At 62.4% G+C, this 12,190-nt stretch carries 9 protein-coding genes; 3 read left to right on the top strand and 6 right to left on the bottom strand.

The features are described from left to right. Positions 1–44 precede the first annotated feature (44 nt). The 4 genes from HV823_RS24985 to HV823_RS24970 are packed head-to-tail and all read right to left on the bottom strand — an operon-like array spanning position 45 to position 3,935. Entirely contained in the window at positions 45–1,079 is a 1,035-nt protein-coding gene (locus tag HV823_RS24985) for an extracellular solute-binding protein (protein ID WP_176952389.1), read from the bottom strand. 22 nt (positions 1,080–1,101) lie between these two features. Beyond that, the gene (locus HV823_RS24980) at positions 1,102–1,914 is read right to left on the bottom strand and encodes an ABC transporter permease (protein ID WP_176952388.1); all 813 of its coding nucleotides are present in this window, start codon (positions 1,912–1,914) and stop codon (positions 1,102–1,104) included. Further along, a complete protein-coding gene (locus HV823_RS24975) occupies positions 1,907–2,833 on the bottom strand; it encodes an ABC transporter permease (RefSeq protein WP_176952387.1) in 927 nt (308 codons plus the stop codon). Before HV823_RS24975 ends, HV823_RS24980 begins: the two co-directional genes overlap by 8 nt. Before the next feature lies 1 nt (position 2,834). Next, positions 2,835–3,935 carry an ABC transporter ATP-binding protein gene (locus HV823_RS24970; protein WP_176952386.1) on the bottom strand — a complete coding sequence of 367 codons (1,101 nt, stop codon included), beginning with the start codon at positions 3,933–3,935 and terminating at the stop codon, positions 2,835–2,837. Between the two features lie 251 nt (positions 3,936–4,186). Between HV823_RS24970 and HV823_RS24965 the strand changes: the two genes are divergently transcribed. Further along, complete coding sequence (locus tag HV823_RS24965) at positions 4,187–4,885, top strand: GntR family transcriptional regulator (protein WP_246301964.1); 699 nt, start codon at positions 4,187–4,189, stop codon at positions 4,883–4,885. 124 nt (positions 4,886–5,009) lie between these two features. Here the strand turns inward: HV823_RS24965 and HV823_RS24960 are convergent, their stop codons facing one another. Continuing rightward, on the bottom strand, positions 5,010–8,201 hold the full coding sequence (locus HV823_RS24960; RefSeq protein ID WP_176952385.1) for a multidrug efflux RND transporter permease subunit: 3,192 nt from the start codon (positions 8,199–8,201) through the stop codon (positions 5,010–5,012). After that, positions 8,198–9,367, bottom strand: a complete 1,170-nt coding sequence (locus HV823_RS24955; protein ID WP_176952384.1) for an efflux RND transporter periplasmic adaptor subunit — start codon at positions 9,365–9,367, stop codon at positions 8,198–8,200. Before HV823_RS24955 ends, HV823_RS24960 begins: the two co-directional genes overlap by 4 nt. A gap of 297 nt (positions 9,368–9,664) precedes the next feature. Between HV823_RS24955 and HV823_RS24950 the strand changes: the two genes are divergently transcribed. Both HV823_RS24950 and HV823_RS24945 read left to right on the top strand, forming a co-directional pair. Next, positions 9,665–9,904 carry a hypothetical protein gene (locus HV823_RS24950; RefSeq protein ID WP_176952383.1) on the top strand — a complete coding sequence of 80 codons (240 nt, stop codon included), beginning with the start codon at positions 9,665–9,667 and terminating at the stop codon, positions 9,902–9,904. Between the two features lie 431 nt (positions 9,905–10,335). After that, positions 10,336–12,190: cadherin domain-containing protein (locus tag HV823_RS24945; protein ID WP_176952382.1), on the top strand; the 1,855-nt coding region annotated here is incomplete at its 3' end.

The raw sequence follows: 12,190 nt of genomic DNA, 5'->3' as shown, positions 1-12,190 counted from the left end.
TTGCCGCACCCCCGGTTGGAATTCCGGGGGTGCGGAAGTGTTCCTTACTTCTGCAGTTCGGTCCAGATCTTCGTGTAGAGTTCCTGGACTTCCGGCGCGCAAGCGAGGTTGAACTTGCCGGCGGCCTTGAATTCCTCGGGGATGACGATCTCGGGGGCGGTCTTCATGTCTTCGGGCATGAAGGCTTCGGAACCCTTGATGCCGTTGGCATAGCGGGCGAAGGAGGACAGCATCGCTGCGTTTTCCGGATCCATGACGAAATTCAGGAAAAGCTTGGCGTTGTCGACGTTCTTTGCGTCAGCGAGGATGGCGGCGTTGTCCATCCAGATCGGGTAGCCTTCCTTCGGATAGCCGTAGACGACGTCCGGGTTCTGCAGGCGGGAGCGGAAGGATGCGCCGTTCCAGTTGGTACCGGCCGCAATGTCGCCCTTGGCGTATTTCTCGATGTTGCCGTAGTCCATCGAAAGCCACTTGGGCTTTGCGGCTATCAGCATGTCGCGTGCCTTCTTCAGCACGGTCAGGTCGCCGGTGCAGGGCTCGCCGCCGGCATAGGTCACGACCATGTGCATGACGTCGGACATTTCAGGCAGCACGTTGACCTTGCCGACGAGCTCCGGCGGCGGGTCCATGAAGATGGCCGAGGTGTTGACGTCTCCGGAATAGACCGACTTGTTGACGGTTACGCCCGTCGTACCCCACTGCCACGGAACGGAATATTTGCGACCCTGATCGAAGGGGACGTCCACCCACTGCGGATCGACGTTCTTGAAGTTCTCCATCTGGTCGGGGCGCGATTCCATCAGCAGCCCTTCGGAGATCCAGATCGGCATGACGCTTGCGGAGGGAACGACGATGTCGAAGCCGTGGCCACCCTGGCGGACCTTCGCCAATGCCGTGTCGTTCGAATCGTAGTCGGTGATCGTCACCTTCACGTCGTAGGCCTGCTCGAACTTCTTGATCATCTCGGGGCTGGTGTAGTTGCCCCAGTTGAAGATGTTCAGTTCGCCGGCCGCGTGCGCGATGGCGGTGGAAGCCATCAGCCCGGCGGCGAAGGCGGCAATTCCCAGTTTCAACTTCATGCTGTTCTCCTGTCGTGCGTTGTTATTTGTCGTCTTTCTGCGGATTTCGGCTGAGGAAGAAGAAGACCGTGACGATGGCGAGCGACAGCATCAGGAAAACGGTCGAAATCGCGTTCATTTCCGGCGTGACCACGCGGCGCAACTGGCCGAGCATGTAGGTCGGCAGCGTGTCCTGGCCGCCGGACTTGACGAATTCGGTGATGACGACGTCGTCCAGGGAAATGACGAAGGCGAGCATCAGTCCGGCGAGGATGCCCGGCCACAACAGGGGCAGCGTGACATAGCGGAAGGTCTGGAAGGCGTTGGCGTAGAGATCCGCCGCCGCACGCTCCAGCGACAGGTCCATGCTCTCCAGTCGCGCGCGGATGGGGAGGTAGGCGAAGGGAACGCAGAAGGCGGAGTGGGCGAGGATGAGGTAGCCAAGCCCTGAATATCCGGTCCACACCTTGATCCGGGAGAACAGGATGAGAAGGGCGACCGCGGTGACGATCTCGGGGACCAGCAGCGGCATGTTGACCATGGAGTACTTGAACGTCAGGCCGCGGTAGGGAGCGGTGCGCGTCGTTGCGAGCGCCGCAAGCGTGGCGCAGACGGTGGCGATCACCGCGGCGATCGAAGCGATCTGCAGCGAGCGGATCGACGCCTCGATGACCTGCTGGTTCTGCCATGCGCTCTGGAACCAGCGCAGCGAGAAGCCTTCCCAGGTGGCGATCGAGGTGCCGGAGTTGAAGGCGTAGACCACCAGCGTCGCGATCGGCAGGTAGAGGACGAAAAAGCTGAACATCGCGATCGTGGCGAAGCCCGGCTGCCGTCGGATGGAGAAGCGCTTAGCCATGGGCGCTGCCTCCGTTCTTTCCGGCGTTTCGGACGTAGTAGAGCATCGCGAACAGCACGATCACGACCAGCGTTACCGAGAGCGCGGCGCCGAGCGGCCAGTTTCGTCCCTGTCCGAACTGCAATTCGATAAGGTTGCCGATCATCAGGTTCTTGCCGCCGCCGAGGACACGGGGAATGACGTAGGACGAGAGCGCGGGGATGAAGACCAGGATAGAGCCTGCGATGATGCCCGGCTTCACCAGCGGCACGATGACCTTCATCAACACGTTGAAGCGGGAAGCGTACAGATCGTAGGCCGCCTCGATCAGCCGGAAATCGAGCTTCTCGAGGCTTGCATAGAGCGGCAGCACCATCAGCGGCAGATGCACGTAGGTCATGCCGAGCAGGATGGCGAAATCGGTGAAGAGCATCTGGATCGGCGCCTGGATGATGCCGAGCTTGATCAGAATCGTGTTGATCAGGCCTTCGCTACGGATCACTTCCTGGATCGCGAAGGCGCGGATCAGCATGTTCGTCCAGAACGGAATGGTGATCAGAAACAGCCAGATCGAACGGTTTTGCGGCGCGCGCGTGGCGATGAAATAGGCCGTCGGGAAGCCGAAGATCAGGCACAGGACGGTGGTTGCCAGCGCAAGCCGGATCGATCGCCAGAAGATCGTAAAATGAGCATCGGCAAGCGAGACGGTGTCGTCGAAGATGTCGCGGGAGAAGAAGACGTTGAACCAGCCGTCCGTCGAGAACGCCCATTTGACGTCGCCGTAATTGCCGGGCGCCAGAAACGAATAGAGGAGCACGATCAGCAACGGTCCGACGCTGGCGACCCCGATGAGGATAAGGGCCGGAGCGCTCAGAAACCAGCGATCGCGAATGTCTTTCCTGTGCAGTTTTTCATTCAGCTCCGCCGCGTCGACGCTCATGTCAGTCCCTCAGGATCTGGGCGACGTCGTCGCTGATTTCGATACCGACCTCCTCGCCGACGGAATATCCGCATGGACCGCTGCGGGCATTCTGCAGGCGGATCATGAAACTGCTGCCATCGGCGAGGCGAACGTGCAGGTGCGTATCCGTGCCGAGATAGACGATGTCGTGAATGGTGCCGCTCAGCGGTGTGACCGCCGTCGATGCCGTGGCGCGGGCGTGCTCCGGACGGATGACGATCGTGACCTTTCCGCTCGGCTGCGTTCCGGCCGGGAAGGTCGCCGGGATCTCGGCGCCGGAGGGCAGGCGTACGCGCGCCCGGTCGGCCCCGACGTCGACGACGTCGACATCGAGGAAATTGGTCTCGCCGATGAAGTCGGCGACGAAGCGCTCGGCCGGGCGATCGTATATTTCCCAGGGCGCGCCCACCTGGCGGACCTGCCCCTGCGACATGACCGCGATACGGTCCGACATCGTCAGGGCTTCTTCCTGGTCATGGGTGACGAAGACGAAGGTGATGCCGGTTTCGGCCTGCAGGCGCTTCAGCTCGATCTGCATCGATTTCCTGAGCTTGAGATCGAGCGCCGACAGCGGCTCGTCGAGCAGCAGCACCTTCGGCCGCGGCGCAAGTGCACGGGCCAGTGCCACGCGCTGCTGCTGGCCGCCGGAAAGCTGGGTGACGAGATTGTTGCCGCGTGCTTCCAGATGCACGAGCTTCAGCATCTCTGCGACGACCGCGTCGATCTCCGCCTTTGGCTTTCCCAGCATCTTCAATCCGAAGCCGATGTTGTCGGACACCGTCAGGTGCGGGAAAAGCGCGTAGTTCTGGAAGACGGTGTTGACCGGGCGCTGGTTGGGCAGGAGGTGCGCGATTTCGGCTCCATCCAGCCTGATGCTGCCTTCCGAGGGCATCTCGAAGCCCGCGATCATCCGCAGGAGCGTGGTCTTGCCGCAGCCGGAGGGGCCAAGGAGGGTGAAGAACTCGTTCGACCGGATTTCCAGGCTCACATCATTGACGGCCTGGAAGTTGCCGAACCATTTCTTGATGCCGTGCATTCCAATGGCGCCGCCATGGGATGCAGTCGCGCTGGACTGGTCCATCTGATCCCCTGTCTCATCCGGACTGCGGTTTCCTCGCCGTCGTCCGGTGGTGGCATCGGGCCGCTTCTGCGGCTCTTTTCGATGTTGTGATAGTCTTTTCTTGAATATGATCACAACAAAACATAATTTGATCAAAACTGCAAAGGGCAAATATTGTGCATGCGTGAAAAATAGTCAGGGGATAGCGCGCCTTCAGCTCTGGAACTTCACTAGATCGTCTGCAGGCTTGCGTTGCAAGAGGGGGCATCCACATGATGGTGATCGAAGGGCGGCAGGCGACGGAATCCATCAAGCAGTGGGTGTATCGCACGCTACGTCATGCGATTATGACAGGCCGCTTCAGGCCCGGGCATCCGCTGACCATCAACGGACTTGCCGAAATGCTCGATGTCAGCGCCATGCCGGTGCGGGAAGCGCTGCAGTTCCTCGTTGCCGACGGCGCGATCGAGCTTCTGGACAACCGGCGCGTCCGCGTTCCTCTGATCGATCCCGACAAATTCGACGAGATCCTTTCAGCCCGCATCGCGCTCGAGACCGTCGCCGCCGAGCGGGCACTGGCGCATATCGATTTTATCCGGCTCGCCCATCTGCAGCACCTCGACCGCCTTGTCGACGAGGCCTATGGGCGGGGGGATATAGAAGGCGGAATTGCCGCCAATTTCGACTTCCACCGCTGCCTCTACGAGGCGCGCTCCAGCGCGGTGCTGCTACCGCTGATCGAATCCCTGTGGCTGCGGCTCGGTCCGTTCATGCGGCTTGCCGCGGAAAACCTCCACGAGCACTATCTGGTCGACCGCCATGCCGAAGCGCTTGAAGCGATCAGGACTGAGGATCCCGCAGCATTGAAGGCGGCAATCGCGGCCGATATTCAGGACGGGGCAGGCGATATCGGACGCGCGCAGTTTCTGGAGACGGCGGCGCAGGAGTTCGCTGGCACCCATCGCAGTTAACTCCCGCGGTGGCGGTGCGCTGGCGGGTTTGCCTGAACCTGGCGGGCGAGTTCGCGGCCCAAGGCGCGTGGCGAAGAGGCGGCCGTAAGCAGGCGGCGCCGGAAGCTCCGGCGCCGCGCCAGTGTCAAAGGTCTGCTGCTTCCAGTGCCGCGTCCTTGCGTCGTTCTGCCACTGCCTCGGCCTTGTGGCGGCCCAGCGAGCGCAACGCGACGAAGAACACCGGCGTCAGGAACAGGCCGAAAAAGGTCACGCCCAGCATGCCGGAGAAGACGGCGGTGCCGAGCGACTGGCGCATTTCCGCACCGGGGCCGGTTGCGATCATCAGGGGCACCACCCCGAAGATGAACGCGAACGCGGTCATCAGGATCGGGCGAAGGCGAAGCCTTGTCGCCTCGACCGCCGCCTCGACCGCCGTCTTTCCTTCGCGTTGGGCCTGCCGGGCGAATTCGACGATCAGGATCGCGTTCTTCGCTGCCAGACCGATCAGCACGATCAGGCCGATCTGGGTCAGGATGTTGTTGTCCATCCCGCGCAGGTGCACGCCGATCAGCGCTGCCAGCACCGCCAGCGGCACGATCAGGATGATCGCCAGCGGCAGCACCCAGCTTTCATACTGTGCCGCAAGCGCGAGGAAGACGAAGATGACGGACAGGGCGAAGATGTAGACCGCCGTGTTGCCGGTTGCCCGCTCCTGGAATGCGAGTTCCGTCCACTCGAACGAGGTGCCGGCCGGCAGCATTTCCTTGGCCAGCGCCTCCATCTTGTCCAGCGCGGTGCCTGTCGAGACGCCGGGGGCGGGATTGCCCTGCAGCGGCACCGACACGTACATGTTGTAGCGCTGGACGAGCGTCGGCCCGCTGGCATCGCGAATGTCGACCAGCGTTCCGAGCGGGACCAGCGCGCCGGTCGCCGACCGCACCTTCAGCGCCAGGATGTCGGCCTGGTCCAGGCGGAACTGCTGGTCTGCCTGCGCCCGGACCTGATAGACACGGCCGAAGGCGTTGAAGTCGTTGACGTAGGACGTGCCGAGGTTGATCGACAGCGTCTCGAAGATGTTCGGGATCGGCACATTCAGGGCCCGCGCCTTGTCGCGGTCGATGTTGAGGAAATATTGCGGGCTCGAGGCGGAGAAGGTCGTGAAGACGGCGGTCAGCCCCTCGGTCTGGTTCGCCGCCCCCATCATCTGGTAGGCGAGACCCAGAACGCGGCGCATGTCGGCGCTTTCCAGATCGAGCAGCTGCATCTTGAAGCCGCCGGAATTGCCGATGCCACGGATCGACGGCGGCGGGACGGCGATGATGAAGGCTTCCTGGATGCTCTGCAGGCTGCCGTAGAGCTCGCCGATGATCCGGTTGGCATCCTCGCCATTCTTCAGCCGCTCCTCGAAGCTCGCAAAGCTTGCGAAGATCACGCCCGCGTTGGAGGCATTGGTGAAGGTCGCTCCGGAAAAGCCGGAGAAGGCGACGGCGTTCTTCACGCCCGGCGTCTTCTGGATGATCGCGGATGCGCGCTGTACCACGGCATCGGTGCGCGCTAGCGAGGCGCCTTCGGGCAGTTGCACGACGACGATCGCATAGCCCTGGTCCATGGTGGGGATGAAGCCGCGCGGCACCACCTGGCCCATGTGCCAGGTCGCATAGAGCAGGCCCGCAAAGACGAGCAGGCTGGCTGCGATCGCAGTCCAGCTCTTGACGAGATGGCGCACGATCCAGGAATAGCCTTCGCTGAGCCTGTCGAAGCCATGGTTGAAGCCGTCGGAGAGCTTGCGGACGACGCGCGTCAGCGGATTGCTGCTGTGCTTTTCCTGGGAATGCGGTCGCAGCAGCATACCGGCCAGCGCGGGTGACAGCGTCAGCGAGTTCAGCGCCGAGATCGCGGTCGCGACCGCGATGGTGACGGCGAATTGCTGGTAGAACTGTCCCGAAATGCCGGGGATGAAAGCGGTCGGTACGAAGACCGCGATCAGCACCAGCGAGATCGCGATGACGGCGGCGCCGACCTCGTTCATCGTCACGTGTGCTGCCTCCTTCGGCGTCATGCCGAGCGCGAGGTTGCGTTCCACGTTCTCAACGACGACGATCGCGTCGTCGACGACGATGCCAATGGCGAGCACCAGGCCGAACAGCGTCAGCATGTTGAGCGAGAAGCCGAAAGCGAGGAGGAAGGCGAAGGTTCCGATCAGCGACACGGGGATCGCGATGATCGGAATGAGCGCCGTGCGCCAGGACTGCAGGAAGACGAGCACGACGATGGCGACGAGAATGGCCGCCTCGATGATCGTCTTGTAGACCTCGTTGATCGATTCGGAGATGAACTCGGTCGGATTGTAGACGATGCGGTATTCGAGGCCCGGCGGGAAATTCGGCGAAACCTCGTCCATGACCGTCTGGATGGAGGCGGCCGCCTCCAGCGCATTCGTGCCGGGACGTGCGAAGATGCCGATGGCGACGGCGGGCTTGCCGTCGAGATAGCTGTTGGAGACGTAGTCCTTGGCGCCAAGCTCGATGCGGGCGACGTCCTGCAACTGCACCAGGCGCCCGGCCTCGGTGGACTTGACGATGACGTAGCGGAACTGGCGCGGATCGGAGAACCGGCCCTCGGTCGTGACCGTGTACTGGAAGGCGTTCGTGCCCGAGGTCGGCGGCCCGCCGATGGCGCCGCCGGAGACCTGCACGTTCTGGTCACGCAGCGCCTGGACCACGTCGCTGGCAGTCATGCCGTAGGCGCCGAGCTTTTCGGGGTCCAGCCAGATGCGAAGCGCATATTCGCGTTCGCCGAACAGGGTGACGTCGCCGACGCCGTCGAGGCGCACCAGGCGGTCGCGGATCCGCGACTTGGCGTAGTTGGAGATGTAGAGCTGGTCGTAGCGGTCGTTCGGCGACAGCAGGTGGACCACCATCATCAGGTCCGGCGAGCTTTTCGCCGTGGTGATGCCGATGCGGCGGACCTCTTCGGGGAGCCGGGGCTCGGCGATCGCGACGCGGTTCTGCACCAGCACCTGCGCCTGATCGAGATTGGTGCCGAGCTTGAAGGTGATCGTCAGCGCCATCGAGCCGTCGGCGGTGGAGTAGGAGGACATGTAGAGCATGTTCTCGACGCCGTTGATTTCCTGCTCGATGGGCGTGGCCACTGTGTCGGCGATCGTCTGGGCGTCGGCACCCGGATAGGACGTCCGGACGACGATCGTCGGCGGCGCGATTTCGGGATATTGCGCCACGGGCAGTTGGAAGTAGGCGATGCTGCCGATGATGAGCAGCACGATGGAGAGGACCGAAGCGAAGATCGGGCGGTCCACGAAGAAATGGGCAAATCTCACTGGAGCTGCTCCGCGCTGATCGTTTCGGGAACGTCGTCCTGGCGTTCGGGCGGAAGGGTGATGCTCTCGGCGGCGACCTTGATGCCGGGGCGGATGCGCATCAGCCCGTTGACCACGATCGTCTCGTCGCCGGTCATGCCGTCTCGGATGACGCGATAGCCGTACAGGCGGGGGCCGGTGCGGATCGGCTTGGTGCTGACGCTGCCGTCTTCGGCGAGGACGTAGACGACGCGCTCGTTCTGGTCCGATCCGATGGCCTCGTCGGGTACCAGGATCGCGCGGTAGGGCAGCGATCCTCCGATCTGGATGCGGCCGAACAGGCCGGGCTGCAGGATGTAATCCGGATTTGGCAAGCGGGCGCGGATGCGCATGGTGCCGGTCTGGTCGTCGACCCGGTTTTCGGCAAAGTTCAGCTTGCCGTCGAAGGTAGAATGCTGGAAGTCGCCGATGGCCACGGTCACCGGCAACTCGCTTCCGCCTTCCTGCAATTGGGTTCCCGCCGCACGCGCCGTGTCGGCGTAGGAGAGCAGGCGGCGCTCGTCGACGTCGAAGTAGAAGTCGATCGGATCGAGGCTGACGATCGTCGTCAGCACCGTCTGGTCCGTCTGCACCAGGCTTCCCGGCGAAATCAGACGCCGGTCCACGCGGCCGGAGATCGGCGCGGTGATGTTGGTGTATTCCAGGTCGAGCTTGGCGCGTTCGACGGCGGCTTCAGCGCCGCGCACATTGGCTTCGGCAGAAGCGAATTCGCGCCGGCGGTCGTCAAGTGTCTGGATGGCCTGGCTGCCGCTCTTGACCAGGGCATCGGCACGCTTGAACTGGGCCTCGGCGAAGGTGAGCGTAGAGCGTGCAACCTCGAGGGCGGCATTGGCTTCGTTGAGCGCAGTCTGGAACGGCCGCTGGTCGATGACGAAGAGGAGATCGCCCTTCTTGACGATCGTGCCGTCCTTGAAGTGAACCTCCTGCAGGTAGCCGCCGACCCGGGAGCGGACGGCGACCTCGTCGACGGCGCGAAAACGGCCGATGAATTCATCGTTGTCGATGACTTCGCGCACGATCGGCTTGGCGACGGTCACGGAAGGCGGCGCATTCTGGGCGAAAGCGCTGGCCGGGAGGAGGGCAGCCAGTGCAATCAGGACGGTGGCGGATACGAAAGGCTTCGTCATGGGCTTGCCTCGTCTTGAGGAACTTCACGGAATAGCGGTGCGACAGGGGCGTGGCCGCGATTGCGGCAGCGCATTCGTCATAAAAATGGTGTCTCAGAATTCGCAGGCGTATCGTCGATCCGGCCCCGGCAACGACGCCGGCAGGCGGGATACGGCATCATCGTCACTGTCACCCGAGCGGCGTTGCGATCCGGCTGCACGCGGGATAGACCATCCCGGGCCACAGCACCGCCACGAGCGGTTGTCCCTCGGTTCATCGGCAGCGCTCGACGACCTCGCTACAGGTAGGGGCCACAATTGCGCAACGTCAATACCGCGGTCGCATTTCCGCCAAGCTTTTGCCGCGTCAGCTATGGCGTGCAGGCGGGAGGCGCCAGGTTTATTCTTGAGAAAGTCCTAGATATTCAATTGTTTACTTTAAATTCGCACCTTGCGGTGAAAACCGCGTCGGCGAAAGGTCTGATGCTTTTTCGCCACATCGCCGCTTCAACTGCCTCCGTTTCCGGGCCGCGTGATCTGCGCTTCAACTCCCGATGAACAAATGCCGTTCCGCCTGAATTGATACTTGACTAGAAAATTCATGATAACTAATGGTTGTTTCGGTTCCGGTGGTGCGCAATTTCGAGAATTGCTCGCTCTCGGGGTCGGAGAGGCGCGTTGCGCAGGGACGTTCGGCCACGGAACGTTTTCTGAAGCGCTGCCATCGAAGCATACATGCGAATTTCAGGTCTTTGCCGATCGCTCATTGCGTATCGGATGGCGAAGCTTTGGCTTCGACGCACTTTTAGGGCAGGCGAATGAGAGTTCCTTTCCAAGGTCTTAGATTGCTTTTCGATTGTCGATAGCCGCTTCGCCGGGCGGCATCGGCAGCAGCCCGTTCATTCGGCAGAGCAACCTTGAGCATCGTCGCCGCGGCTGGGGCGCGGCGATCGCAACCGCCACCAGCCCTTTTCGATGAAGAGCCAAAGATGTCCGATTCCGTCATAGCCAATAGCAATTCCTTGAACGCGTCACAGGCTTCCGAGCCGAGGGGAACGATCACGATCGATGCATCCGGCTCGAGCGGCATGGATCTGGAAGCATTCCTGCGCGGCGGGTTCCTGGCCGATGCCGGTGTGATCGGCGGCATCGGAATGCCGGTCTTCGACAATGGCGGCCAGTTCAGCGGCGCCGAGATGCTGATGGGCTACGGCAGCACCAGCACCTCCAAATACGTGCTCGCTCACGGCGATCTTGAATATCGGTTCGACACCCACACGGTTGCCGGCACCATCAACACGATCGAATACGGCACGCGCGGGACGGGCAGCTACGACAGCAATGGATATTTCGTGGGCGGCAACGCGCTGCTGCGCATCACCGGCCTCGACCTCTACAACGCGGTACCGTCGAACAGCACCGAAGAAGCCGAGATCGAGTCGACCGGCGAGGTTCACAACTTCGCGATTGGCCATATGTACGGGCCGGACGGTGATCAAGGCCGGCAGAACCTGTTCGCCGACCAGCTCGACCAGTATGCCCAGCATTTCATCGGTTCGACCGGCGACGACGTCTATGTCGGGACCCGCTTCAACGATACGATCGAGGGCAGGGGCGGCAACGATATCATCGACGGCGGTCTCGGTGACGACACGATCATTTTCGCCGGGGCGAGCAGCGGCTACACGATCACCAACAACGCGAACGGCAGTGTAGCGATCCTCGACACGGCAAGCGGGGCGACGACGCTCCTGCACAATGTCGAGTTTGCGCGGTTCGACACCAGCATCATCGACCTGAGCGAGGGGACGGAGACCGTCACCGGCGAAGCCCCGACCGATATCGGGCTCTCTTCGTCATCGGTGAAGGAAACCGCGGCCGTGGGGACGCAGGTGGCGAAGCTGACGGCCATCGATGCGGACAGCGATATCTTCACCTATGCGCTGGTGAACGACGCCGGCGGTGCCTTCAAGATCGTCGGCGACAGCCTTCAGGTGGCCAAGGGCCTCGACTACGAAACCGCCAAGAGCCACGTCATCAAGATCAAGGTGACGGATGATCGCGGCAACACCTTCGAGAAGCAGTTCACGATCGGCGTGCAGGACGTGAACGAGGCGCCGGCCGGCCCCGCCCTCAGCAAGAGCACGATCGTGGAGGATGCCAAGGTCGGCACGACGATCGGCCTGCTTTCGGCAACCGATCCCGAAGGAGACAAGATCACCTACAGCCTGTCGTCCAATCCGGGCGGAATTTTCAAGATCGTCGACAACAAGCTGCAACTCGCCAAGGCGGTCGACTACGAGACGGTCAAGTCGCATGCGATCACCGTCATGGCGAAGGACAGCGCCGGCAACAGCATCAGCAAGGCGCTGACCATCAAGGTGACGGACGTGGACGAGGCGCCGACGGCGGTTTCGCTGTCCAAGACTTCGGTCGCCGAGAACAGCAAGGCCGGCACCACGGTCGGCAAGCTTTCGGCCAAGGATCCGGAAGGCGGAGAGGTCTTCTACAGCCTGCCGTCCAATCCGGGCGGCATTTTCAAGCTTTCGGGCAACAGCCTGCAACTGGCCAAGTCGGTCGACTACGAGACGGCCAAGAGCCATTCGGTCACCGTTCTTGTGACCGACCTCGGCGGCAACACGACTTCCAAGACCTTCACCGTCGCCATCGAGGACGTCAACGAAGCCCCGACGTCGCTTGCCCTGTCGAAGTCGACCGTCAAGGAGAACGTCGCCGTCGGCACCACGGTCGGCACGCTCTCGGCCAAGGATCCGGAAGGCAAGGCGCTGACCTACACGCTGACCGACAATGCCGGCGGCCTGTTCAAGCTTTCCGGCAACAGGC

Source organism: Mycoplana rhizolycopersici (assembly GCF_013378445.1).
Lineage (GTDB): Bacteria > Pseudomonadota > Alphaproteobacteria > Rhizobiales > Rhizobiaceae > Mycoplana > Mycoplana rhizolycopersici.
Note: the sequence above shows the minus strand (reverse complement) of the source record. Positions and strands in the feature narration are given on the sequence as shown.

Excerpts from the sequence above, each read along its gene's own strand:
- HV823_RS24985 (WP_176952389.1), bottom strand. The coding sequence starts at position 1,079 with ATGAAGTTGAAACTGGGAATTGCCGCCTTCGCCGCCGGGCTGATGGCT.
- HV823_RS24980 (WP_176952388.1), bottom strand. The coding sequence starts at position 1,914 with ATGGCTAAGCGCTTCTCCATCCGACGGCAGCCGGGCTTCGCCACGATC.
- HV823_RS24975 (WP_176952387.1), bottom strand. The coding sequence starts at position 2,833 with ATGAGCGTCGACGCGGCGGAGCTGAATGAAAAACTGCACAGGAAAGAC.
- HV823_RS24970 (WP_176952386.1), bottom strand. The coding sequence starts at position 3,935 with ATGGACCAGTCCAGCGCGACTGCATCCCATGGCGGCGCCATTGGAATG.
- HV823_RS24965 (WP_246301964.1), top strand. The coding sequence starts at position 4,187 with ATGATGGTGATCGAAGGGCGGCAGGCGACGGAATCCATCAAGCAGTGG.
- HV823_RS24955 (WP_176952384.1), bottom strand. The coding sequence starts at position 9,367 with ATGACGAAGCCTTTCGTATCCGCCACCGTCCTGATTGCACTGGCTGCC.